The following is a 23495-nucleotide window of genomic DNA, read 5'->3' on the forward strand; positions in this document are numbered from 1 at the left end:
TCATGCCACCGCAATCACGCCGGCGCGCACCGCCCCGAACCTGCCGGGGATGAGATCCGCGGTGCCGCCATTCAGCAGCAATCCGGAAATATTGTTGATGGCGCTGGATGCATCATAAACCAGCTGCGCCAGTCTTGTGTAGCTCAAGGTCCCACCCACCGGCAGCGCCGCGATATAACCCGCCAGCGCCGCCGCCACGGCGGCCACCGCCACCGGATGGTCGGCCAGGCTGTCCGTGCTCAAACTCAGCGAGATATCGGCCCGCGTCACCACCGGCCCCTGCACGGCGAAGCTCGTGCCCACCGGGCGCACCTGCTCCACCGCCTGCTGCACCGTCGCCAGCAGGCTGGCCGGCGGCGCCCCGGTGCCATCATCCACCGTCACCACGAAAAACCCCATCTGGGGGGCGCCGGTCTGGTCGAGATTCTCCGCAATCGCGTAGCTCAAACCCTGCATGATGCCGGCAATGGCGCTCGCGATCGACGCCGTCGTCGCCTTCGACAATCCCGCCAGATACATGCCGAAGCGCTGCTTGAACGCGGCATCGCTTTCCGCATCGAGCCCGCCGGTCAAGGCATTCGGGTTGCTCACGACATCCACCCCGGCAATCGCCGCACTCAACAAAGATATTGCCCCGGCCTGAACATTTCCCGCCTGCCCGGCGATGGCGGCCACCACCGTCACGCTCACCGCGGCAATATTCGCCGCCAGCACATAGCCGCCCAGCGCGGCGCTGTAGGCCGGATTGCTGCTGTCCGCGACGATGATGAAACTCTGCTGATTATTCGCCGTGCCGACACTCGCCCCCACCGGGATCAACGCCTGCAGGCTGGGGGTGAAACGCGACATCACCACAACCCCGCTGGCCGCCACCGCCGGCAGCCGCGCAAACCCGAAATCCGCGCCGAAACTGTCGCAATCCACGCCGGCACTGGTCGCCAGCCGGGTCGCGCTCAGCGTCTGCACGATCAGCCATTGCATCCACAGCGCCAGCGCCGCATTGGCCTCCAGAATCGCCCGCAGCACGGAGCCGACCGTCAGATCCAGCAAGCTCGCCGCGGCCCCCTGAACAGACGCCGCCATCCCCTCCACCAGCGTGGAGAAATTCTGCAACGATAATCGCATGTCCGTCCTATATGGAAAATGAAAGCGATGCGGTCTGCCCGGTCGCGGCATCGACATATGAAACCGTGGCATTGACGGTGCCGTCATCGGCCATGCTCATCGAAACCGTTGGCGGCGGGGACTGCATCACCTGCGGCTCGCGCTGCATCTGCGCGCGCACCAGCCCGGCCATCAGGCTCAACGCCGCCGGCTGGCCGATAAACTGCCCCAGCCCCGCCCCATAACCAAGCTGCCAGATATAATCGCCGGGATTGGTCAGCAGCCTGCGCAAAACCCGCTGCTGCACCAGCGCCTGATCATCAAGCGTCGCCAGATCGCCCGAGGCGCTCACCATCAAATCGCCGCCAAACTGCAAGGCCAGATCAGCCATCACACAATCTCCGTCGGTAGCCCGGTCATGCCGTTCGGCGCCTGATGTTGGTGCCCGTCATAGGCATTGCGCAACGCGGCCAACGTGCCATGCGCGCCGCCCTGGTCAGACACATCGCCGCTGACGACAAGATTGCCCTGCACCTTCACCGTCGGCGCCTGCAGCAGAATGCTACCGTCATTGGAAAGCTTCACCACGCTGCCGCTTTGGTGCAGCAGCCATAATTCGCCAGCCGGCGCGCCGGTGGCCTTGTCCTGCGCGGACCAGACTGCGCCAGCCACCACGCCCTGCTCCGCATCGCCCTCCTGCGCCAGCACCAGCACCTGCGTGCCCGGCGGCAAGGGAGCCGCCAGCCCCCAGCCATTGCCCACCCAGCAGGACATCACCGGCAGCCAGCCGCTCAAAACATTCTCAGGCTGGATCAGCACTTTCGCCGCATAGGCCACCGGGTCGAAGCTCGCGACCAGCCCGAAGCGCAGCGTCCCCGCCATGCCGTCCAGCCCCCCCGCATGGGCCTTGATCAGATTCCGCAGCTGGTCCATTCACGCCACCCCGTAGGCTTTGAGGCTCTGCACAAACCCGTCCCTGTCATTCAACCGCCATTGCAGAGCGGCCACCTGGTAGCTGCCATCCAACGCCGTCTGCGTGCCGCTCAGCAGCAGCGTATCGCCCACCGCATAGCTGGCGTCACCCGGCATCCGTCCCAGCAAAAGCTGCGCGTGGCGCTGGACATTCTGCAAATAGGCGCTGGCATACTCCCCCGCCTGCTGGGTGGTCAGGTTCGGGCGCACCAGATTGGTCGCCTTGCCGCTCCCCGCCGCTTGCGTCACCACCTTCTTGTCCCGGCAATTCCAGGACCGCACCGTGACACTGGCGGGCAACGCCGTGATCAGATCCACCTCCAGCCCCAGAAAATTCCGTGCCGTCACCATCCGCGTTGTCCCATCGAGCATCGGGCCGAAATTCAGCGTGCCGTTCACCACCGAAACCGCGAACCCTGCCACCTCCGCCAGGCCGCACAGAAGCGACCATTGCGTGCTCGCCCGCGCCCCCACCGTCAACGCGCTGCGGGCATGGTCGATCTGATAATACTGGCCGATCAGCGTCTGCGTCGGCGTCACATTCGCCGCCAGGCCATGCGCCTGCGCCACCGCCAGCGCCACATCGCTGGCCGTCTGATTGACAAAGCTCTGGGAAATCTCTGTATCGATCAGCAGCGCCGTCTCATCGCGCCCCTGCAACACCGCCACCCCACGCGCCAGATCGAACCGGACCGTCTCAACCAATCCCGATAAAAGCGGCGCAAACCCGAACCCGTCCGCGCCGATTTCCAGCAGGATCGGCACCGGCGCGCCGCCGTCCATCGCCAGCGGCAACAGAGAGGCCGCACTGGCCGCGCAGACCAGCCGGTAGCGCCCGGCCTGGTACAACCCGGCCGCCTCCACCTCCAGCTCGACCACCCCACCCAGCTCAACCCCGCCCAGGCTCACCCGCGCGCGCGGCTGCTCAACCGGCAATGCCGCCTCCGGCCGATGGGTTGCGTTCCGGGATCACCAAGGTCGTCACCCCGCGCAGCACCGGATCGCTGATCTGGTTGGCCTGCGCGATGCGGATCCATTGTGTCGCATCCTGCAGATATTGCGCGGCGATGGCGAAGAGATTGCCGCCCGCCACAACGATGACCGTGCGCATCAAACCGCCTCCAGAGCCGAATTCACCACCGCCCGGTTCACATAGCCGGACATCCCCGCCAACCCCGCCAACTGCCCGCTGCGGGCATTGATCTGCGTCAGCGCGTTAACCCCGGCGACAATCGTCGCCGCCCCCGCCAGGGCCGCGCCAGCCGCCCCCAGAGCGGTTCCAGCATTGCCCATCGCCCCGGCGATCCCGGCTTGCGCCGCCGCCAAAGCCGCCAGGCTCGTCCCCGCCAACACCTGCCCCGCCTGTCCGGAAAATCCCGTGGCGGCCGCGATGTCATTGCCAATCAGCGTCGCCACCGGCAGCGCCGCCGCCACATCCGCCAGCGGGTCGCTCACGACCACACAGCTCAGCGCAAACGGAATCAGATTCGGCCGGCGATATTCCGCCACGAAGCTGCTGATGATGACCAGATAATAAAACCCGCCCCACACCAGCGGCATCTCGCTGCCCTGCGCCCGGGCAATATCCAAAAGCTGCGCCCGGGCGGCGGCATCCTGGCCGGAGAATATGCCGGAGAATGAAATCTCCCCATCATCCAGCCCCAGCGCGCCAACCACCCGCCCGCCGCCGATGATATTCTGCACCGCCAGGCGCTGCCGGCCGCCGAAGCGGATCTTCTCCGGCACTTCCATGTCGCGAAACGCGACATTGCCCAAAGAGAGCACGACATCACTCATCCCCGCCCTCCTGCCTCCTCATCACGCCAGCGCAGCGCCGTCCAGTCGAAGCGATGCCCCTCCAGCGTGCCCATCGTCACGATGAAGGCCAGCCGGTCCGCCTCATCCAGCCCGAACGCGATCTCGAACGGCACCCCGCAGCGCACCAGATACAAACAATCCGTCAGCCCAGGGTGCCGGCTCAGTTTCCCGCCGCGGCCGCCAGATCAGCCGGCTCAGCCGCAAGCAGCGCCTCGCCCACGGCGGCCACACCCTCCTCATCCAGCCGCTCCAGCGCCGCCTCGATGCCCGCCTCGCTGCCCGGAAACGGCAGCGGCACGCCATCCACGCAGGAGACGGCAGCGGCAATCCGCGCCAGCCCGATATAAGCCCGGTTCTCGGAAAGCTCCGGCCCCAAAACCTTATAAAGCCGCAGCTGCTCCAACACGCCCATCCGCCGCAGCTCGATCACCCGGCCCTTCGCATCCGTCACGCTCTGCGCCATCACACCTTGGTCCGGCTGGAGGCGAAGAAATCCAAACGCTGCGTCACCGTCGCATCGCCCTTGTACAACCCGGCGGAGGCCAGCTTGAACACGGCATTGTTGAACTGGTAGGTCGAGGTCGAGCCATCCGGCTCATTCACATATTGGTAGAGCGTGCCACCATTGATGCTCTGCCCGTTCAGGTAGGCCGCCTCGATCTGCGCGATGAAATCATCGGCGGCGGAGGAGCCACGATCCAGCATGAAGCTGCCATTCCAGCCCTTCGGCAGCTCCGCCCCCAGCTGCACCCCATCCAGCCGGTCCACCCGCAAGGGCAGCGTCACCTGGCTCGCCTCAAAGCCGGTGACATGCGAGAGATCGACCCGCCCGAACGGCCCCATCACCACAATCTGGCAGTCGCTGCCAACGGAAAATGTGTTAAACGGCATGTCTCATCCCTCTCTTCAGGCCGAAACCGGCACGGTCTGCACGCTCACCTGCACCGTCTGCCCGCCCTGCACATTCACGATGAATTTCTCGTTGATCGCCTGGTACTGCACCTGCACATCCGCCTGCACATAGCCCAACGCCGTGCGGCTCTGCGGATTGTTGCTCACATCGCAGATCACCGCGAAGGGCGTGCTGCCATCGGTGCTGCCCAGCATCCCCTGCTGCAATAGCCCATTCAGAAACGCCAGCAGTGTGGCGCGGATTTTCTGAAACAGCGTGCTGTTCACCAGCTGCCCGACATACCCGCCCATGCCCGCCTGCAAGGTCGCGGCGATATAATTGGTCAGCCGCGTATAATTATCCCCGTTCACCGCCGCACTGGAGGAGGAATTATGCCCGCCGCGCACCCCCCAATAGGCCCCGCCCGGCTGCGGATTGGCAATCACGTCAATCCCCGCACTCAGCAGCGCGGCGAGATCCGCGCTGGCATAGGTCGTCGCCGTCGCACTCCCCGGCTGCCCGGATTTCTGCGAGCCCACCACCCCATAAAGCGGCTTGTTCAGCGAGGATTGTTCCGGCGACAGATTGGCCAGCCGCCCCGCCACAAACCCTTGCGGCGAAACCAGCCGGGTCACCGCATTGGCCTGGTCGAACCAGTAAATCCAGTCGCCAAACATCATCTTCGCGGCATAGGAATCCACTCCTGCCTCGCCCTTCACCAGCACCGCATTCGCGATCGTATCGCCCGCCGGCCCGGTCAGGATCATATAGACGCTTTCGGACAGGCCGAATTCCATCTGCACGCTCCATTGCGTGGGATCATCGGTATCCGCCAGCAGCGCGATGGCACAGCCCTGGCCGCGCAGCGCATACATGCCCAAACGCGGCGCGGTGTCAGAGCCCACCAGCGTCGCCGCGGTCACGCCATTGGCGCCATCGCTGCCCGGCGTGCCGCCGGCGAACGGGTAGCTGCCGGCCGTCGGCGTCGCCTGCACGGATTGCGTGCTCGCCACCACCAGCTGCGAGGGCCCGCGCAGCACGCCATTGCCGCTATTCACCGCATTCGCCAGATTTTGCCAGAATTGCGCGCCGCTGCCGGTGAGGTTGTCGAACACCTCCGGGCTCTGCCCCGGCAGCGCCACCGTCAGCCGCCAGCTATTGGCGGCGGACCCAGCCGAGAGCGTCAGGGTCAGCTGATTGCCCGTGCTGCCAGTATGCACGGCGGTAAAGGTGATCGCCCCCAGCACGCTCAGGCTGGCGGCGGTATCAGTGCCGTCGCTTACCCGCACGCAGCGGAAATTCGCCGCGCCTTGCTGCACGGCGGTCGCCACCTGGGTGCCCATATCATGCTTGCGCGCCATCACCGGTCCGAAGGCGGCGGCATAATCACTCATGCTGCCAATCACCGTCGGCTCGCCCACCGGGCCCCAGCTCGCCGTGCCCACCACGCCGAGCATATCCGTCGGCACGCCATTCAACAGCAGAGATTGCGGCGGCACGATCTGCACATAGAGATCCGGCACCACCAGAGCGGTGGTATTGATCGCCCCTTGCTGAACAATCGGCATCGCTTACGCCCCCTTCGCCAACACGCGCACCACCGAGGCCGCATTGCCGCCGCCCAGCACCTTCAGCACGGTCGCGGCATCCGTAATCAGATCGCCCCGTTTGAACGTGCCAAACGGCTTCAACACCACCAGATGAAAATTCATGTCTGCCTCAGCTTTGATAAGTTCCCAGCACAACCGTGTTGACGGTGGCCGCCATGGTTCCGAACAGCATCGCTGGATCCTGCTGCGCCAGCGTGGTCGGGTATTCGAGCGCATAGACCAGGTCGCGCCGGTAGAGTGCGGCATTGCCGCCATTGTCGCTGCTCAGCGTATTGGCGAATTTGATCCGCGCCGAAGACCCATCCGCGAGCGCCACAAACTCATCCGCCATCAGCGCCGCATCCAGAACCGGCGCCAGCGCATCGCGCAGGGCAGGGGAGGGGCACCACATCGCCACCCTGATCTCCTGGATCTGCCGGCGGATTTCCTGCAGCGCCCCGGCGCCAGCCACCACCCGTGCGACAAACCTCGCCGCCTGCGGCACGCTGATCATGCTGCCGGCATAATTCACAATCCAGCCGCCCTGGCGCAGCAGCGCCGCGAGATTGCTCGCCACCGTCTGCGCATTGTCATTCGCCTGCACCGCGTAGGCATAGCTCTGCCCGTCCACCAGCACGCCGGCCAGCAGGCCGGTCGAGCAGCTGCCGGCAAAGCTGGCACTCACCCCGCTCACCGCCGCACTCAAGCTGCCGCTTGCCGGGCTCAGCGCCTGCCAGATGCGCGGATAGCGCGTGGTGATCTTCGCCGGCGTCTCGGTGGCGCTCACACTCACATGCGCCATGCCCTGCGCCAGATCCGCGTCCAGCACCGGCGAAAGCGGCCAGCCCCGATAAATCTTGCAGTCCACGCCTAGAACACTCGGAACCGCCGTGCCGCTGGGATACACCGCATTCGCGGCAATCCCCGCCAGCGCCGCCTCCACATCCGCCAGATCCGCCATCAGCGCACCGCCTGTACGCAGGAGAGCCGCCAGATGCCGCCAACCGCCTCGATGCCGGTCAGCGCATAACGCTCGCCCCGCTCATTGATCAAAATATCCGCCACCTGCGGCACCACCTTGTCCACAGCCGGCAGCAGCGCCACAAATCCTGGCACCCTGCCATCATCAGGCAGCCCATCCCGCGTGCGGTCGCCCAGCCCGCCGGCCAGCAGGCTGGCGGGAAAGCCGGTGAATAGCGGCGTCTCGGTGGCCACCTGCACAGCGCCATAGCCCGTCAGGCCCGGCTGCGTCTGCCCGCCCGGCCGCACCAGGGCCAGGAGCCCATTACCCATCACCACCAGCATCGGCTTTGGCGGCTCGATGCTGGCGATGAAGCAAACCCCCTCCGGCCCGGCCAGGTAATCCCCCACCCGCAGATAGGACCAATCCGCCCAGGCCTGGCGAAACGGCACGCCAAACCCGCTCGGCTCGCCGACACTGCCCGCCTGGGTCACAAACGCCACGCAGAGCCGCATGAAGCGGTTTTCCAGCGCCAGCGGCGCCACCGGCCCGGCCGGGCGAAACGCGTCATGCAGAAAGCCCACACGCCGCGCCGCCAGCCCCGCCCCGTAGGCCAGCCGGTCCGCCAGCCGCACCCCGTCCATCTCAAACCACCAGGGTCACGCCGGCCTGCGCCAGCGCCGGGCCGGGCGGCACGCCCAGAAACCCGCACAGCCGGCGCCGCCAGCCATCGAACAGATTGGTGCGGTCGCGCAGCTCATCGGCATTATGCGTCCAGGCCGCCGCACTCTCCGTATCCAGATTCTCAGAGGTCGGCGGGATCGCCGCCTCCAGCGTCGCCAGGGTGGAGAGATATTGCAGGCACACCGCCACCTCCGCCGGGGCCAGATTATTCATCCGGTATTCCAGCGTGCCGTAGGCCTGAAAGAACCGCCAGGAGTTGAACCCCGCCGCCCCGGCGCCATAGGCCGGATAGCCGCAAAAACGCCTGAGATCAGCCTTCTGCGCATCGCTGAAGCCGGTAGGCAGGGTGCCGCTCATCAGTAGGTATCCCCATCGCCAAGGGTGAAATAGACCGTGCCGGTGCCACTGCTCAGCAGCACCGCCGCGTTGGTCACGAAAGGCCCCGCATCCACCAGCATCCTTGCCCCGGCGGGCACCGGCGTATCGCTGCCGCTGGCGGAAAGCCCCGAGGCCCCGCCCAGCCGGAAGAAGGCGGTGGCGGCACTGGCATTATAAACCAGCACCGCCTGGCCGCCGCCCGCCAGCGCCACATTCACCGCGCTGGTGGAGGCACTGGCCGCGACGGTCCCGGCCGGGCGGAAAGGTTGGGTTGCACCGCTTGCCATGGCGCCGCCCCCTCAGCCCACATGCTCGAGCATCACCGCGCGCTTGAAATTCGCATTGGTGGCGGTGGGCACGGTGGTCGGCGTGGTGGTGGTGTCGGACGGCGCACAGAAGCCGCCAATCCAGTACCAGCTCTGCGCGATGATCTGCTGCAGCCGGTCGATCGGCTCGCGCGTCACCATCGCCACCCCGTCAATCACCTGCACCAGGCTGTCCTTCGGCGCCACATCATCGGCCGCCATCCCGGCGAAATCCCCCTCGATCAGCGCGCCCTGCCCACACACGATCGGCCGGCGCACATTCAGCCCGGTAATGCTCGGATGCGCCTGCACATAGGCCTCGGTGGTGGTGATGAAGCGCAGGCCCAGGAAGTCGCTCACCATCCCCTGCTGGAACACCGCGTTGGAGGAGGTCGCGCCCTGGAAGAGCTGCTTGAAATCCGCATCCGCGAAGAGCTGCCGGGCGGAAACCGGATCCAGATAGCAATTATAAACCCCATCCACCGTCGGCACCGCATTGCGCCGCAACAGCGCCACCGCGTCCAGCAGATTGGCCATCGCCAGCGTATCGGTCGCCTGCAGCGCGGCAGTGGTCAGCCGGCTGGCCGGACGCACGATGCGGCTGGCCGTCGCCGCCTGCACCGCATTGCCGGCCGCGCCATCCGCCACGCTCACATTGGTCGCGAAGGTCAGCTGCCCGGAAATCCCGTTCGGCGCACCCGATACATTGGTCGCATCCGCCACCACCCCCACCAGCGTGTAGAGATCCGCCCCCACCGTCACCGCCAACGGATTGCTGGCCGAAACCGCCTGCTGCACCCCGTTGACGAACACGCTCTGGAAACCGCGAATATCATCCACCTCGATGCTCGGCCCCGCCGCCCCCAGCGTGGTCAGCACCCTGGTATTGCCGCCGAAATAGGGGCGAACAGCGCATTGCGCGCCAGCTCATCCAGGCTGCGCGCCGCCTGCTCGCCATTGGTCGCGGCATTCTGCAGAAACTGCGAGGCGATGCCGACGCGCGAGGTGACCATGTTCAGGTCCTGCGTCGCCGCATAGAAATTCAGCGAAATCGTATATTGCTCCACCCCCCAATTGCTGGAGGTGAGCCCGTTATCCAGATTGGTATTGTTCGCCGCCGCCAGCGGCGTGGTCACGCTCGGCTTCAACCCCGCCCGGGTCTTGGTCAGCGTCTCGCCAATCCCCACCGCGAACTCCTCGCGATCGGCGATCATGCGATAGCCCAGCCTGGATTTCAGCGCGGTCTCAAACTCGCGCTCCAGAAACCCCTGCTGAATGATCGGCTGCAGCGCAGCCGGGAAATTCTGAATCCCCATTGCCTCGTAAATCTCCAGATTTCAGACGTGAACCACCAAGCCCGCCGCGCAACGCGCGACGAGGCAACGATCAAAAATAACTCTGCGTTAGAAATTTCCTGAAAAATCATAAAAGTTTTTTGGTGCCGCTTTTTTTCAAAAAAGCGGCGAAAAACCTTCGGGTGGTGGCAGCAACGTCGCCACCCCGAACCGTCGTGGGGACTTTTTGAAAAAACTCCCCACACCCCCAAAAACTTCTGATAATTTTCCAGCTATCTGTTGGAAACAGACAGTCTCTATAGAAAAAGCCGCTATCGCCGCCGCAGCAACGCCGCGCGCGCGCTCAGCCACTCCTCGCGGCTCATCTCATTGGCATGGCGCTGGCGCGGCGGCTCCGGCCGCGGCGGGCTTGCCGCCGCCGAGGAGGATTTCCCCGCCCCGAACAGCCACGGCTTCGCCCGCTTCAGATCCGCCAGCAAAGCCGGGGCATCCTCCACCCCGCCCGCCTCATTCATCCGCAAACTCTCAGGGTCGATCAGCTTCAGCCCGTCCAGATCGATCATCCCCGCCCGGATCGCCTCCGCCTTCAACTCCGCCTGCACCACCCTGGCCCTGGCCGTTTCCTCCGCCCGGGCCAGCGCCGCCTCCGCCGCCTCCGCCCGCTGCCGCCAGGCGGCACTCTCATTCACATCATCGCTCATGGCTCACCCTGCTCGATCGCATCCAGCTCCGCCTCGACATCATTCACCTGATGGCTCGCCGCCACGCTGCGCACCCCGGTCTCGCGCGACATCTGCCCCGCCCCCACCAAGGTCGCCACCGCCTGCGCCTCCTTCAGCCGGTCATCGGCCGAAAGCGGATACCAGCGCGGCCAGCGCAAACTCAGCCGCTGCGTGTCATCCAGCACCCCAACCGGCGCGCCGCGCACGGTCAACGCAAACAGGCTGGACGCCTTCACCACCATCCGCGCCAACGCCAGAATCCCGCCATCGCCATAAGAAATCCGCAGATTATCAGCGAGCCAGATCAGCCCCTGATTCATCATCTCCAGCGCCCGGCCGGATTGCGGCACCGCCAGCTTCTCGGCACTCGCCCGGTTGCCATGCACGCTCTCCAGCGCGAATTCCCGCAGCGTACGCACATAGGCAATCACCGCCTCCGCCGCGGTGCCGCCAATCTCCAGCAGCTTGGCATCGCCCTTCTCGGACACCACCAAGGCATTGCCCGCACCTTTCACGATCTCACTGTCGCAGGTCGCCGGCTCCTTGATCAGCAATGTCGGATCGGAGCTGTATTTCAACCCTCGCCCCGCCTGCGAAAGCTGGTAGTCAATCTCGATATTGGTCTCGATCGCGGCGCGAAACGTGCAGGCCCCATCAACGCCTTCACCGCCCGGCAGATTGCGCACCCACACCACCGGCACAAACCCCAGCCCATGCACAACGCTGCGCAGCTCATCCTTCACCGGCTTCGCCAACGGATCATCGACAGGGCAGGGCAGATACCAAATCTCCTCCTGCGTATCCCACACCCGCTGAAACCAATAGAGCCCTTGCGGATCGACGCCCTCATAGCCCTGCGCCAGCAAATCCGCGCCGCTCACCTTGTAGCGCTCGCTCACCCGCGAAAGCTCATCCGGCACATCCGCCCGCCAGACCGGCGTCAGATACAGGCTCTCCAGCACGGAAAAAAACACCCGCCCGCCCAGCACCCGGAACAGCAGCGCCACCGAGCCCACCGCCCCGCGCAGTGCGGCGTCGATCATCACCTCATTCAGCCGCGCCTCGGCGAACAGATCCGCCAGCACCCGCCCCAACGCCGCATCCGGCGCCTCGATGGTCGGGAAATGCCCCGCGCTGAACAGCAACGCCACGGAATCCTCCACCACCACCCGGCACAGCCCGTAGCGCACCGAGGGCCGGCGCAACCGCAGCGGAATATATTCCCCGGCGCCATTGCGCTCCTCGTGAAACTGGTAGGGCAGATCGTCATAAAGCGTGCCATCCAGAACCCGTTTCAGCGCCTGCAGCCGCGCCACGCGCGCCGGCAGCCCCGCATCCACCGGCATGGTGCTGCAAATCATATCGAACATGAAGCGTGCAAACCTTCCGTTATCGGCTGAGCAACGGCACATTCAGCCGCCTGGCCGGCGGCGGCACCAAAATTGCCAAACTATTCACCGCCCGCGACAGCGCATCGATCTGATCATCATGCCCGCCATGCGGAAACTCCCGCATCTCCGCCAGAAACGCGTCATTCCAGCCGCCAGCCACCAAAGCCAGATTCCCCGCATCCACCTGCGTTGCCGCCGGCATCGCCCGCACCAGCTTGGCCTCGCGCTCAGGGCTGGAAAGTATCCGAAACCCCACCAGCCCGCGCGAGAGCAGCGCAATCTGCGCCGCCCCCGCCTGGCCGGGATCCTGCGGCAAGGAAATCACCGTATTCGCGCCATCCAGCCTGGCTGTCTCCTTGATCGCGGCCTCCACCTCGGCCGGCGAGCCCTGCAGGCGGCGCACATCCAGCACCACCAGCCGGTCCTCCTCGGTCAGCCCCAGCTTCAGCCCCACCGTATAATCCGGCCGCCGTCCCAGCCCGGCACTCGTCGCCGCCAGATCCCAGGCCCGCACGCACAGCCGTACCTCAGGTGCTGCCGCCAGCCGGGCAATGCCGGACACCCTGAACAGCCCCGCATTCTTCGCCTGCGGCGCCTGCTGATACATCGCCGCGAAGGCGCGCTCGCCCGCCTCCGCGCGCCGGCGCGCCAGCGCATCCGCATTCAACAGCTCCGGCCACAAGGCCTCGCCAGGCGCGCGCCCCAGCGGATCATCCGCCTCCGCCAAGGCCGGCAGCCGCAAACTGCGCCACCCCGTCTCGGTCGCCTGCAACCGCCCGGCCAGATCATCCTCATGCCAGCGCGTCATGATCAGCACGATCCGCCCGCCCGGCTTCAGCCGCGCCGTCAGCTCGGCCCGGTACCAATCATACAGCATGTCCCGCTGCGCCTGGCTCTCCGCCTCCGCCCAGCTCTTCACAGGATCATCGATGATGATCAGATCCGCCCGCCGCCCGGTAATCGGTCCGCGCACCCCGGCGGAGAAATATTCCTGGCCCCCCGCCAGGGAAAATCGCGAGGCGGCCTTCGCCGCCCTGGCCATCTCCACCCCCAGCGCCTCGCCGTGCCGGGTCAGCACCGCCTTCACCCGCGCCCCGAAATAATGCGCGAGCGAGGCGGTATGCGCCGCCGCGATCACCTGCGCGTTTTTCCGCCGCGCCAGAAACCAGGCCGGGAACAACACGGAACCATAAGTGGATTTCGCCGCCCCCGGCGGCATCTGCACCATCAGCCGGTCGCATCTGCCATCCGCCACATCCTGCAAATGGCCGATCAGCCATTCATGATGCTTCGCCGGCCTCTGCTCCAGCTCCTCCATCGCACGCCGCGCGAAGCCCAGAAACCCCGCCGCCTCGCTCTGCTGTTCGATGAAGGCCCCGCTTTGTTTCGGATAACCAGTCTATAAACATTTCTAGTCCAAAACGGGGCGCATGGGCAATAACGAAATAACGCAATGTTAGAAAAATTATTTAAGCCAGCGCGCCGCGATGATCCCGATCCCCTGGCCATGCCAACGCTGGATGGATTTATGGTCCGCCCCCAGCATCTCTCCCAGCCGCCGCCAGGGATAGAGATGCCGCCCGGTCAGCGGATGCACCAATGCCCGCGCACCGACAATTCTGCGGATCACATATTTCCCCTCGGGAATGAAAGCGAGCCAGGAAAATGCTTCATCCATCCGGCCCATCGCCGCCGCGTCCGGGGCCGGGGCACGCAGGCGCGGGGTCTGCCAGCCATAGGCATCCAGTGCGGTATGCACCACCTCCAGCCGGGTCGTGCGCAGCCCGGTGGAATAGCCCCGCCCCGGCATCGCCAGCACCGTCGCCCCGGCCTCTTCCAACCGCGCGATGATCTCACCTTCCGTCATCATGGCTATCCCCCTCCGGATAGGGCGCATCGGTCAGCAATCCCCAGGTTAACGGATGGCCCGCGCGCAAGGGCGGACGGTTGGGGTCATCCAACCCTTCTTCATCGCGGTTGCGAGGCATTTGCGGTGGCCGCGGCGGCAACGCCGCACGCAGCCGCCGGCCTCGCTCAATCACCGTATTGCGTGACAATCCCAGTATTTTCCCAATCGAAGCCCAGGTCGCGCCCTGTCCGCGCATCTCGCAAATCACCTGGTCGGCCTCGGGTTTCCACAGTCTCGGCAATGGCATCCCGTCCTCCTCTGGTCGTTGCGTATTGTTATTAGCTCTAACTTTTTATGTCAAGAAATACTAACATTGAGTTTGGGCGTCATCCTGTTAGAATGTTTACATGCCAGCAAAGAAGCAGCTTCCCGCTGAGACAGTCGGGGCACGGATCAGGGCGTTGCGTCTCGCCGCCAACATGACTCAAGATGAATTCGCCGCGAAACTGAACGTCTCCCGCTCGGCCATCGCCCAGTGGGAGACCGACCGCGCCGGGCAAATTCGAGAAAATATGGAGAAAATCGCGAAGGTGCTCAACACCTCGCTGGGCTATCTGGTCTCCGGTGAAACCGGCTCCCTGGTCGGGACGAGCTGGCCCTGATGCGCCTCTACCGCGCCTGCTCGGCCGAGGACCGACGCATGTTGCTGCTCACCGCGCGCCGGCTGGCACGCAGCTGAGCTTTCCGATTTGTGTCAAATCGGTACAGTTTAAGACGGCGCTGGAACGCTCAGCCTTCGCCCGGCCGCAACAACCGCAACTCGCGGTAGACGCCACTCTCCCGGGAAAAATTCCGGTTGTAGTAAGGATCAAACGGTAAAACGTTTTCATAGCGCTGACGCATCACTTCATTTTCGAACATGAACCGCGCCAGCTTGGCTTGATCAAAATCATCACCGCGGCTGATGCTTTCCCGATGCTCCGCGACTGAATCCGGCATGAAGATGATTTTCAGTTTCGCCTGCCGCAGCTTCACGCACAGATCCACATCGTTGAACGCCACGGAAAGCTCGCGCTCATCGAACCCGCCCACCTGCAGGAACGCGCTCTTGCGCACTAACATGCAGGCCGCCGTCACCGCCGAAACCTCCTGCGCCGTTATGGCATGCGCAATATAGCCGGGCGCCTCGCCGCCCAGCCCGCGAAACGCATGGTCGGCCACACCGCCAACCCCCAGCACCACGCCGGCATGTTGCACCGTCCCGTCAGGATAAAGCAATTTCGCGCCCACCGCGCCCACCGCCTCATCCGCCAACGCCTCATCCAGCATCCGCCGCAGCCAGCGCGGCTCCTGCACAAACACATCGTTATTCAGGAACAGCAGGAACGGATATTTCGCCGCCGCCACGCCGATATTATTGATCCGCGAATAGTTGAACGGCTCGGCGATCCGCAGCACCCGCGTGCCTTCGATATTCGCCTGCTCCGCCGCGAATTCCGCCGCCTCCGGGCTGGTCGACCAGTTATCCAGCAAGAGAATTTCGTAGCTCACACCCTTGGTATGCGCCCGGATCGCCTCCACGCATTCGCGTGTCATCTCGACATGGTCGCGATACGGAATCAGGATCGACACACCCTGCGTCTTCACCTGCGCGGCGGGGAATTTCCAATCCACCTGATAGCAGGTCAGCCCGCCGCGCGGGCTCACCTTCGCCGGCAGGCCGCGCCGCTCCAGATGCGCCGCCACCGCCGTCGCCCCGGCCATCGCCGCCTTCGGCTTCGCCCCGGTCCCGGCAGCCGCCGTGGAGCTTGCGGTCTTGCGCCAATGATAGAGAATTTCCGGCACGTGATGAATTTCATCAGGCGTCAGCGCCTCGACCAGTCGCAACAGCAGATCATGGTCCTGCGCCCCGTCCAAAGCCGCATCCAACCCACCCGCCGCGCGCAGGGTTTTCGCCTCCACCAGCACCAGATGGCAGATATAATTCACCTCCAGCAGGAAGCGATGATTGAAATCCGGCTTGAAATGCGGCTCGCTGAACGCCCCGCCGCGCTCCACCTTGTCCTCATCGGAATAAAGCAGCTTCGCCCCGCTCGCCGCCTGCGCCAGCAGCATGATCTCCAGCGCGCCGGGCTCCAGCAGATCATCATGGTCGAAAAACGCGATGAAATCGCCCTTCGCCGCCTTCAGCCCGTCATTGGTCGCGCGCGCGATGCCGCCATTCTTCTTGCGCTCGATCAGCCTGATCCGCGCATCCGCCGCCGCCAGATCCTTCATCACCGCGCTCAGCGTTTTGTCCCCGCCGGCATCGTCGATCAGCAGCAGCTCCCAATTCTCATGGGTCTGCGCCTTCACGCTATCCACCGCCGCCAGGAAATCGCCCACCCCCGGCCGGTAAACCGGGCAGATCACCGAAATTTTCACCCCGGAGACATCCCGCACCCCGTAGGTGGCGCGGGCGCGGGGCAGGGCGAGCGGCCGGCTCTCCAGCGCCCAGCGCGGATAATCCGCGAGCAGATAACGCTCCCGCGGGATCGCCGCCTTCAGCTCCTTCTTCAGATGATAGGCGAAGCTGAACAACTCATCCGTGCGCTGGATCAGCTGCTCGATCTTCTCGCGCGCATTATCGCCAGGGAAAGAGATCTCCAGCGGGCTGCCGGTCAGCTCCTCGCGCTCCGGCAGAGCGAAGAATTTCAAACTCACCTGCTCGCGCCGGCGCAGTTCCGGCGGCGGCGCGAAGGCGAAGCCGCAGGCCGCATCGCTGCCCACCGCCTGCGCCACATCGCCCCGGAACTGGTCCGCCAGCAGCTCGGCAATCGGCTGGCCCTCATGCGTCACCAGCACCCGCACCCCGCCCAGCTTGGTGCCGGCCTCGTCATCCACCCGCAGCGCCCAGCCCTGGATCAGCCCGTCCACCATGCCATCCACCGTGGCCAGCAGCCGCACCGGCTTGGTCAGCACGAAGCTATATTCCTCCACCGCGCCGCCGGCGCGCGTGCTCACCGGCAGCAGCGCCCCGTCCAGCGTCACAAAGCGAATGCGATGCCGCACCCCGTCCCAATAGCGCTCCGGAATGTCATAGGTGAACCCAATCCGGCTATTCGCCTGGTTCACCAGCCGCGCATCGTCACGATGCATATCGCAGGCCATCACATCCTCGATCGCATCATCGATCATCACCCGCAGCTTCAGGCTCTCCGTCGGCCGCTCGAAATCCACCGCCCAGCCTTCCAGCCTTGATGTCTCGATCACATCCAGAAAACAAAGCAGCTGACGCTCAGGGCGAACCGCCGGAGCCTTCACGATCTTGCGCGCCATTCGTCTCACCCTGCCTTCGCGATTTCGTCCAGCAGCGCCTGCGTGGTCAGCTGCCGGCAATAGCCCTTATTGTTGAACAGCGCGCTGTCATGCCGTGCCTGGGTCTGGGTCGCCACCGCATCCACCGGCAGGCTGACCAGATAGCCGAGATCGCACGCATCCCGCACGGCGGAATCCACGCATTGGTCGGTCAGCGCGCCGGTGATGATCAGCTGGCTCTTGCCCATATTGCGCAGCAGATAATGGATGTGGGTCGAAATGAATACCGAGGACGAGCCCTTCGCCAGCACGATCTCATCGCCGCGCGGCGCCAGCGCCTCGATCACCTGCGCATTCCAGCTCTGATGATGGCAGAAAAACCCGGTAATCTTGTAATCCAGGCTGAGATCGCGCCCATCGCGGGTCAGCGCCGCCATCACCGTATAGATCACCTCGATCCCCGCCGCGCGGCTGGCCGCGATCAGCCTCTGCATGTTGGGGATCGCTCGCGCCCGCATCTCCTTGAAGAAAAAGCCGTATTTCGCTTCCTTCTCGGCCGGGTCGATGCCGGCATATTCGCCGCCATCCTCCATGATGTAATTCTGCGCGTCGATCACCAGCAGCGCGGTCTGGGCGGGCACCACCGGCACATCACGGCTCAGGCCAAAATCCTTCATGCCAGCGCCTCCAACGCCAAGGGTAAAAGCCGCGCCAGCCGCGCCGCCCATTCAACCTGCCCGGCCTCATCGGCGATCAGATCCTGCCTGATCTCGATCTCCAGATAATCCAGCCCATTCCCCTCGGCATGCACCGGCACGCCGTAATCGCTCTCATCGCTCACCCGGTAAGGCGCATTCTCCCCCACCACCAGCCCGCCCTCGTCCCGCAGCAGCGAAGCCAGCGCCTTGGAGAGCCGGGGATTGCGGTTATACAAAACCGCCACCTGCATCGGCCGCGCCTGGTCCAGATAGACCGGGGTGAAACTATGCATCGCCACATAAACCGTGCGCGGCCGCACCGCGATCATACGGCCGATCGCGCCATGATACGGGTCGAAAATCGCCACCCGCCGCGCCGCCCGGCCGGCCTCGTCCAGCCCGATATTCCCCGGAATGGGCGTCGCCTCGCTGATTTCGGGACAGGCGCTGGCCCAATGCGGCTGCCGGTTGCAATCGATCACCAGCCGCGAATAAGCCTGCAAAATCGCGGTGGCATCCAGCGCCGCGCTTAAGCGCCTGGTCACCCCGGCAATGCCGATATCCCAGGCGATATGCCGCTCCATATCCTCTGGCCCCACCCCCAGATCCCCCAGCGCGCGCGGGATGGCGCGTCCGGCATGGTCGGCGGTCAGCAGAAACGGGCTCGCCCCGTCGGGGCGCAAAATCTCGTAAACCGGCGGCTCATCCGCCTGCAGCAGCTCCATCAAAGCCCCTCCACCGGGTCATAGTCCAGCCATTCCCCGTTCGCGACGGAGCGCCCGGTCAGCGCCAGCAGAAACCCCCAATGGCTCACCAGCAAGGTGCTGGCATGGTCCTCGCGCGCCGCCATCGCCGCCCGGAAGGCCCGGGCGCGCTCCTCTGTCGCCGCCTCGCTTTCGGTCTCCTCATGCCACCAGCGCGCCGGCAGATGCCCGAACTCATGGTGGGGAAAGCGCGTCGCCAGCAGGGCAGGGGGGAGCCGATATCGCACACGAAGGCGGTGCGCTCGCGCACCTCATGCAGCACTTCGGCGGTCACCCCCGGCAGCGCCAGAAACGGCTCCGCCGTCTGCAGCGCCCGCGTATAAGGCGAGACGATCACCCGCGTGATCCCGGCGCCCTGCAACGCCTGCGCCGCCGCGCGGGCCTGCTGATGCCCCAGCTCGGTCAGCTCCGGATCCTCGATCCCTGGGTCGCGCTTGGTCGCGGTGAAATGCAGATTGAAATAGCTTTGCCCATGGCGGAGCAGGAACATGAAACTTCCTTCAAATTTGCCCGGCTTGCCGGGATGGCCCATTGCAACATATGTCTGCCCCCACGCCAACAGGCGCCGCGCCTTGCGCACCGCAACCGGTTGCGCCAGTCTGACCGATCAAGTCTGGTTATGAATAGAGGATGACAGTGGCCGATAACGCACTCCAATCGCTCGGCGGGTATCCCGTCGCCCTGGTGATCTTCGCGGGCATCGCGATCTTCCTCGTGCTGCGGCTGCGCGCCGTGCTCGGCAAGCGCGTCGGCTTCGAGAAACCGCAATCGCCCCCGCCCGGCCGCGCCGCCGCCCCGGTGATCGACGGCCAGGCCCTGCCGGCGCAAACCGGGCGCGACGTGCCGGACCCGCGCTCCGAGCTCGGCCAGCGCCTGATGCAGATCGTCAATAACGACCCGCAATTCGACCCGCCGCACTTCATCACCCAGGCCGAGGCCGCCTTCCGCGCCATCGTCACCGGCTTCGCCAATGGCGACCGCGCGGCGCTGCAGGCGCTGCTCACCCCGCACGTGTACGAGACCTTCGCCGCCGCCATCGCCGCGCGCGAGGCAGCCGGGGAGCGCCAGCGCACCGAAATCAAATCCATCCCCTCGATCAGCATCGAGGACGCGCAGCTCAGCGGCGATCTCGCGGTGGTGGTGGTGCGCTTCATCTCCGCCCAGACCAACGAGAAGCTGGACCAGAACGGCACCCCCATCCCTGGCAGCGCCGAAACCGGCGATGTGAGCGATCTCTGGACCTTCGAACGGCATTTGCGCGGGCCGGATAAAAACTGGCGCCTGGCCGCGGCCCGCAGCGCGTAACATGAAACTCCGCCGCGCCCTCGCCCTCATCTTCGCCAGCGCCAGCGCCCTGGCCCTCAGCGCCTGTGCGATCCCCCAGCAGCAAGCCGAAACCGGCCCCGACGCCGCCCCCGGCCACATCGTGGCGCTGGCCAGCCTGCCCGGCTGGCAGCAGGATAACCAGGCCGCCGCCCTGGCCAGCTTCGTCATCAGCTGCAAGCAGCTGGCGCTGATGCCGCCGGACAGCGCCCTGGGCGGCACCGGCCTGGCGCAGGAGCGCGCCGGCCAGGCCGGGCTCTGGCAGCCCGCCTGCAATGCCGCCAAGGATGTTCCCCCTGGCGACCTCACCGCCGCCCGCGCCTTCTTCACCACCTGGTTCCAGGCCTATGAAATCCCCGGCCAGGGGCTCATCACCGGCTATTTCGAGCCGGAATTCCCCGGCTCCAAGAACCAGCGCCCCGGCTATAACGTGCCGCTCTACGCGAAGCCGCCCGTCGCCGCCCTGGCCAACCTGACCCGCACCGAGATCGATGACGGCGCGCTCACCCGCAAGGCGCCGGTCACCGCCTATGTCACCAACCCGGTCGATGCCTTCATGCTGCAGATCCAGGGCTCCGGCCGCATCCTGCTGCCCGATGGCCGCATCCTGCGCGTCGGCTTCGATGGCCAGAACGGCCAGCCCTACACCCCGATCGGCCGCGTCCTGGTGCAGATGGGCGCGCTGAAACCCGACGATGTCAGCTACCAGACCATCTCCGCCTGGCTGAAATCCCACCCTGCCCAGGCGCGCGAGGTGATGGAACAGAACCAGCGCTACGTCTTCATGCGCCCGCTCGGCAGCCTGCCGGCAAATGAGGGCGCGCCCGGTGCGCTCGGCGTGCCGCTCACCGCCGGCCGCTCGGTGGCGGTGGATAAATCCGCCCTGCCGCTCGGCGCCCCGCTCTTCATCGCCACCACCGACCCGGTCACCGGCCGCGCGATGGACCAGCTCGCCATCATCCAGGACACTGGCGGCGGCATTCACGGCCCGGACCGCGCCGATATCTTCTTCGGCGCCGGCGCCGATGCCGAGCAGATCGCCGGCTCCATGCGCCAGGCCGGGACACTCTATCTGCTGCTGCCCAAGCCCCAGCAAGCCGGATGACCCGCCCCGCGCCGGCCGTTTTCCCAGGGCCGCGCGGCCGCCGCCCGCCCGGCTTGTTCAGCGCCAGCCAACCGGCTACAGGCTGCACAATGCCGACAGGGACAATCTGAATGACTTCCAGCGCAACCTCTTCCGGCGGCGTACCGGAAAAACTCAAGATGTCCGCGCTGATCGGCGTGCTTGGCGTCGTCTATGGCGATATCGGCACCAGCCCGCTCTACGCCCTGCAGTCCTGCATCGCCTATTTCAAGGGCCCGCATCTGCAGGCGGTGGACGTGCTGGGGTGCTCTCGCTGATCACCTGGGCGCTGATCCTCACCGTCACCCTGAAATATGTCACCTTCATCATGCGCGCCGATAATAACGGCGAAGGCGGCACCCTCTCCTTGATGGCCCTGGCCAGCCGCGTCGCCCGCAGCGAGCGCACCCGTGCCGCCGCCGGCATCATCGGCATCGTCGGCGCCGGGCTGTTCTTCGGCGACGGCGTGATCACCCCGGCCATCTCCATCCTCTCCGCGGTGGAAGGCATCGAGGTCGTCGCCCCGTCGATGAGCGAGGCCGTGCTGCCCATCGCCATCGCCGTCATCGCCGGGCTGTTCCTGGTGCAGCGCCACGGCACCGCCATGGTCGGCCGCGCCTTCGGGCCGGTGATGGTGCTCTGGTTCCTCTGCCTCGGCCTGCTCGGGCTGTTCCAGCTGGTCCAGCATCCTGACGTGCTGGTCGCCCTCAACCCCTGGTTCGGCGCCAGCTTCATCATCCGGCACGACAAAATCGCCTTCCTCACCCTGGGCGCCGTCGTCCTGGCCGTCACCGGGGCGGAGGCGCTCTACGCCGATATGAGCCATTTCGGCCGCCGCCCCATCCGCATCTCCTGGATGTTCTTCGTGCTGCCCTGCCTGATCCTGAATTATTACGGCCAGGGCGCGCTGGTGATCACCCACCCCGACACCGCCGACAACCCCTTCTACAAGCTCGCTCCGCACGCGCTGCAGGTGCCGCTGATCGTGCTCGCCACGCTCGCCACCGTCATCGCCAGCCAGGCCGTCATCACCGGCGCCTTCTCGGTCTCGCGCATGTGCGTGCAGCTTGGCCTGCTGCCGCGCATGGAGGTCCGCCACACCAATGAGAGCGAGCAGGGGCAGATCTACGTGCCCCAGATCAACACCATCCTCGCCATCGGCGTGCTGCTGCTGGTGCTCACCTTCCGCTCCTCGGAGGCCCTGGCCTCGGCCTACGGCATCGCCGTCACCGGCACCTTCCTGTGCGACAACACCCTGGCCGCTTTCGTCTATCGCCGCCAGTTCGGCTGGTCGCGCCTGGCCACCATCCTGGTCTTCGGCGCCATCGGCATTGTCGATTTCGCCTTCTTCGCCGCCAATTCCCTGAAAATCTTCGAAGGCGGCTGGGTGCCGCTGGCCATCGGCCTGTCCATCATCCTGATCATGACCACCTGGCGGCGCGGCCGCAGCCTGATCATGGCCCGCTGGATGCAGGACAGCCTGCCGCTCGCCACCTTCCTCAACCGGCTGCCGCAATCGCGCATCGTCCGCGTCCCCGGCACCGCCGTGTTCATGACCGGCAATCTCGACTACGTGCCCAACGCCCTGCTGCATAACCTCAAACATAACAAGGTGCTGCACGAGCAGGTCTTCTTCGTCACCGTCCGCAATCTGGACGTTCCCCAGGCCGACCCCGGCGGGCGCGTCCATCTCGATGAAGCCTCACCGGGCATCTACAAAGTGACCCTCTATTACGGCTTCATGGAAAGCCCGAACGTGCCCCGCGCTTTGGAAAGCCTGACCGGCCAGGGCATCGAGTTCAAAGCCATGCAGACCAGCTATTTCCTCGGCCGCGAAACCGTGGTCCCGGCCTCGGTGCCGAAACTGCGCTTCATCCGCCGCTGGCTGTTTTTGTTCATGGCCCGCAACGCCGTCACCGCCACGGAATTCTTCCGTATTCCGTCGGACCGGGTGGTGGAGCTGGGTGTGCGCATCGCCGTGTAAGACCACCTAATAAGTTTTCACATACCCGCCTCAGCGGCTCCAATATCGTTCGCTGCTGAGGCAATAGCTGGTCAGCTTCACATGGTTTATGCATCCCGCATTGGGATCGAAAGCTGCTCGCGCTTCAAAAACAGACGAAAGTTAACTGACTCAAAAAGTCGCAACTGACTCATTTTTGTGCTTGCGGGAACGCGCGCCAATATGTTGGAGTCTAATTGACGACGTGAGAGTCGAGTCGGGGGACTCAACTCTCACAATCCGCTTGCGTTAGAACCGCCTGCGGATTTTACACTCAGTGCGTGAGAGAAAGTTTTCTCCAATGGGTTTAGAAAGTCAAGGCGGTTCA

General features: G+C 65.3%; 28 protein-coding genes and 2 pseudogenes. 4 read left to right on the plus strand and 26 right to left on the minus strand.

Going from position 1 to position 23495, the window contains the following annotated elements; translation table 11 throughout:
* The 21 genes and pseudogenes from GT370_RS15350 to GT370_RS15450 all read right to left on the minus strand — a co-directional run bounded on the left by GT370_RS15350 (position 1) and on the right by GT370_RS15450 (position 14267).
* Positions 1-1113, minus strand: a complete 1113-nt coding sequence (locus tag GT370_RS15350; RefSeq protein WP_008494723.1) for a baseplate J/gp47 family protein — start codon at positions 1111-1113, stop codon at positions 1-3.
* A gap of 19 nt (positions 1114-1132) precedes the next feature.
* Entirely contained in the window at positions 1133-1495 is a 363-nt protein-coding gene (locus GT370_RS15355; RefSeq protein WP_008494725.1) for a hypothetical protein, read from the minus strand.
* A complete protein-coding gene (locus GT370_RS15360; RefSeq protein ID WP_008494726.1) occupies positions 1495-2037 on the minus strand; it encodes a phage baseplate assembly protein V in 543 nt (180 codons plus the stop codon). Before GT370_RS15360 ends, GT370_RS15355 begins: the two co-directional genes overlap by 1 nt.
* A complete protein-coding gene (locus GT370_RS15365; RefSeq protein WP_008494727.1) occupies positions 2038-3012 on the minus strand; it encodes a hypothetical protein in 975 nt (324 codons plus the stop codon).
* On the minus strand, positions 3002-3187 hold the full coding sequence (locus GT370_RS15370) for a LysM peptidoglycan-binding domain-containing protein (RefSeq protein WP_026438911.1): 186 nt from the start codon (positions 3185-3187) through the stop codon (positions 3002-3004). Before GT370_RS15370 ends, GT370_RS15365 begins: the two co-directional genes overlap by 11 nt.
* The gene (locus tag GT370_RS15375) at positions 3187-3873 is read right to left on the minus strand and encodes a hypothetical protein (protein WP_039885361.1); all 687 of its coding nucleotides are present in this window, start codon (positions 3871-3873) and stop codon (positions 3187-3189) included. Before GT370_RS15375 ends, GT370_RS15370 begins: the two co-directional genes overlap by 1 nt.
* A complete protein-coding gene (locus GT370_RS15380; protein ID WP_270183344.1) occupies positions 3870-4007 on the minus strand; it encodes a hypothetical protein in 138 nt (45 codons plus the stop codon). The genes GT370_RS15375 and GT370_RS15380 overlap by 4 nt, the downstream gene beginning before the upstream one ends.
* Before the next feature lie 47 nt (positions 4008-4054).
* Complete coding sequence (locus GT370_RS15385) at positions 4055-4357, minus strand: hypothetical protein (RefSeq protein ID WP_008494729.1); 303 nt, start codon at positions 4355-4357, stop codon at positions 4055-4057.
* Positions 4357-4785 (minus strand): hypothetical protein, encoded by a 429-nt coding sequence (locus GT370_RS15390; RefSeq protein ID WP_008494730.1) that lies wholly within the window; start codon positions 4783-4785, stop codon positions 4357-4359. Before GT370_RS15390 ends, GT370_RS15385 begins: the two co-directional genes overlap by 1 nt.
* Positions 4786-4800: 15 nt before the next feature.
* Positions 4801-6354 carry a tail protein gene (locus GT370_RS15395; RefSeq protein WP_008494731.1) on the minus strand — a complete coding sequence of 518 codons (1554 nt, stop codon included), beginning with the start codon at positions 6352-6354 and terminating at the stop codon, positions 4801-4803.
* 3 nt (positions 6355-6357) lie between these two features.
* Positions 6358-6498 carry a hypothetical protein gene (locus tag GT370_RS15400; protein ID WP_008494732.1) on the minus strand — a complete coding sequence of 47 codons (141 nt, stop codon included), beginning with the start codon at positions 6496-6498 and terminating at the stop codon, positions 6358-6360.
* 7 nt (positions 6499-6505) lie between these two features.
* Positions 6506-7336 carry a hypothetical protein gene (locus GT370_RS15405; protein ID WP_008494733.1) on the minus strand — a complete coding sequence of 277 codons (831 nt, stop codon included), beginning with the start codon at positions 7334-7336 and terminating at the stop codon, positions 6506-6508.
* Positions 7336-7980 carry a hypothetical protein gene (locus GT370_RS15410; protein WP_008494734.1) on the minus strand — a complete coding sequence of 215 codons (645 nt, stop codon included), beginning with the start codon at positions 7978-7980 and terminating at the stop codon, positions 7336-7338. Before GT370_RS15410 ends, GT370_RS15405 begins: the two co-directional genes overlap by 1 nt.
* Position 7981: 1 nt before the next feature.
* The gene (locus tag GT370_RS15415; protein ID WP_008494735.1) at positions 7982-8377 is read right to left on the minus strand and encodes a hypothetical protein; all 396 of its coding nucleotides are present in this window, start codon (positions 8375-8377) and stop codon (positions 7982-7984) included.
* The gene (locus GT370_RS15420; protein ID WP_008494737.1) at positions 8377-8685 is read right to left on the minus strand and encodes a hypothetical protein; all 309 of its coding nucleotides are present in this window, start codon (positions 8683-8685) and stop codon (positions 8377-8379) included. Before GT370_RS15420 ends, GT370_RS15415 begins: the two co-directional genes overlap by 1 nt.
* A gap of 12 nt (positions 8686-8697) precedes the next feature.
* Positions 8698-10019, minus strand: a pseudogene (locus GT370_RS15425) (DUF4043 domain-containing protein).
* Between the two features lie 290 nt (positions 10020-10309).
* Entirely contained in the window at positions 10310-10699 is a 390-nt protein-coding gene (locus GT370_RS15430) for a hypothetical protein (RefSeq protein ID WP_008494740.1), read from the minus strand.
* Positions 10696-12090 carry a phage portal protein gene (locus GT370_RS15435; RefSeq protein WP_008494741.1) on the minus strand — a complete coding sequence of 465 codons (1395 nt, stop codon included), beginning with the start codon at positions 12088-12090 and terminating at the stop codon, positions 10696-10698. Before GT370_RS15435 ends, GT370_RS15430 begins: the two co-directional genes overlap by 4 nt.
* 19 nt (positions 12091-12109) lie before the next feature.
* Entirely contained in the window at positions 12110-13429 is a 1320-nt protein-coding gene (gene terL / locus GT370_RS15440) for a phage terminase large subunit (protein WP_008494742.1), read from the minus strand.
* 147 nt (positions 13430-13576) lie between these two features.
* Positions 13577-13981, minus strand: coding sequence for a DUF6362 family protein (locus GT370_RS15445; protein WP_008494743.1), 405 nt, complete (start codon positions 13979-13981; stop codon positions 13577-13579).
* Positions 13965-14267 carry an AsnC family protein gene (locus GT370_RS15450; RefSeq protein ID WP_008494744.1) on the minus strand — a complete coding sequence of 101 codons (303 nt, stop codon included), beginning with the start codon at positions 14265-14267 and terminating at the stop codon, positions 13965-13967. Before GT370_RS15450 ends, GT370_RS15445 begins: the two co-directional genes overlap by 17 nt.
* Before the next feature lie 154 nt (positions 14268-14421).
* Between GT370_RS15450 and GT370_RS15455 the strand changes: the two genes are divergently transcribed.
* Positions 14422-14622 carry a helix-turn-helix domain-containing protein gene (locus GT370_RS15455; RefSeq protein ID WP_270183345.1) on the plus strand — a complete coding sequence of 67 codons (201 nt, stop codon included), beginning with the start codon at positions 14422-14424 and terminating at the stop codon, positions 14620-14622.
* A gap of 127 nt (positions 14623-14749) precedes the next feature.
* On the opposite strand, the gene GT370_RS15460 is transcribed toward GT370_RS15455, so the two are convergent.
* From GT370_RS15460 to GT370_RS15475, 5 genes are read right to left on the minus strand one after another with little or no spacing between them, the layout of a single operon-like run.
* The gene (locus GT370_RS15460; RefSeq protein ID WP_008494746.1) at positions 14750-17278 is read right to left on the minus strand and encodes a glycosyltransferase family 2 protein; all 2529 of its coding nucleotides are present in this window, start codon (positions 17276-17278) and stop codon (positions 14750-14752) included.
* Positions 17279-17283: 5 nt separating this feature from the next.
* Positions 17284-17934 (minus strand): isochorismatase family cysteine hydrolase, encoded by a 651-nt coding sequence (locus GT370_RS15465; RefSeq protein WP_008494747.1) that lies wholly within the window; start codon positions 17932-17934, stop codon positions 17284-17286.
* Positions 17931-18680 (minus strand): N-formylglutamate amidohydrolase, encoded by a 750-nt coding sequence (locus GT370_RS15470; RefSeq protein WP_008494748.1) that lies wholly within the window; start codon positions 18678-18680, stop codon positions 17931-17933. The genes GT370_RS15465 and GT370_RS15470 overlap by 4 nt, the downstream gene beginning before the upstream one ends.
* Positions 18680-18805, minus strand: a complete 126-nt coding sequence (locus GT370_RS20990; protein ID WP_333489961.1) for a hypothetical protein — start codon at positions 18803-18805, stop codon at positions 18680-18682. Before GT370_RS20990 ends, GT370_RS15470 begins: the two co-directional genes overlap by 1 nt.
* Entirely contained in the window at positions 18766-19209 is a 444-nt protein-coding gene (locus GT370_RS15475; protein ID WP_333489962.1) for a histidine phosphatase family protein, read from the minus strand. Before GT370_RS15475 ends, GT370_RS20990 begins: the two co-directional genes overlap by 40 nt.
* A 146-nt stretch (positions 19210-19355) precedes the next feature.
* On the opposite strand from GT370_RS15475, the gene GT370_RS15480 reads away from it, so the two are divergent.
* The 3 genes and pseudogenes from GT370_RS15480 (at position 19356) to GT370_RS15490 (ending at position 23149) form a co-directional block, all read left to right on the plus strand.
* On the plus strand, positions 19356-20024 hold the full coding sequence (locus tag GT370_RS15480; RefSeq protein ID WP_008494750.1) for a Tim44/TimA family putative adaptor protein: 669 nt from the start codon (positions 19356-19358) through the stop codon (positions 20022-20024).
* A gap of 1 nt (position 20025) precedes the next feature.
* Positions 20026-21147 carry a murein transglycosylase A gene (gene mltA, locus GT370_RS15485; RefSeq protein WP_008494751.1) on the plus strand — a complete coding sequence of 374 codons (1122 nt, stop codon included), beginning with the start codon at positions 20026-20028 and terminating at the stop codon, positions 21145-21147.
* Between the two features lie 110 nt (positions 21148-21257).
* Positions 21258-23149, plus strand: a pseudogene (locus GT370_RS15490) (potassium transporter Kup).
* Positions 23150-23495: the final 346 nt, after the last annotated feature.

The sequence above is a fragment of the Acidocella sp. MX-AZ03 genome, assembly GCF_027626035.1.
Taxonomy (GTDB): Bacteria; Pseudomonadota; Alphaproteobacteria; order Acetobacterales; family Acetobacteraceae; genus Acidocella; species Acidocella facilis.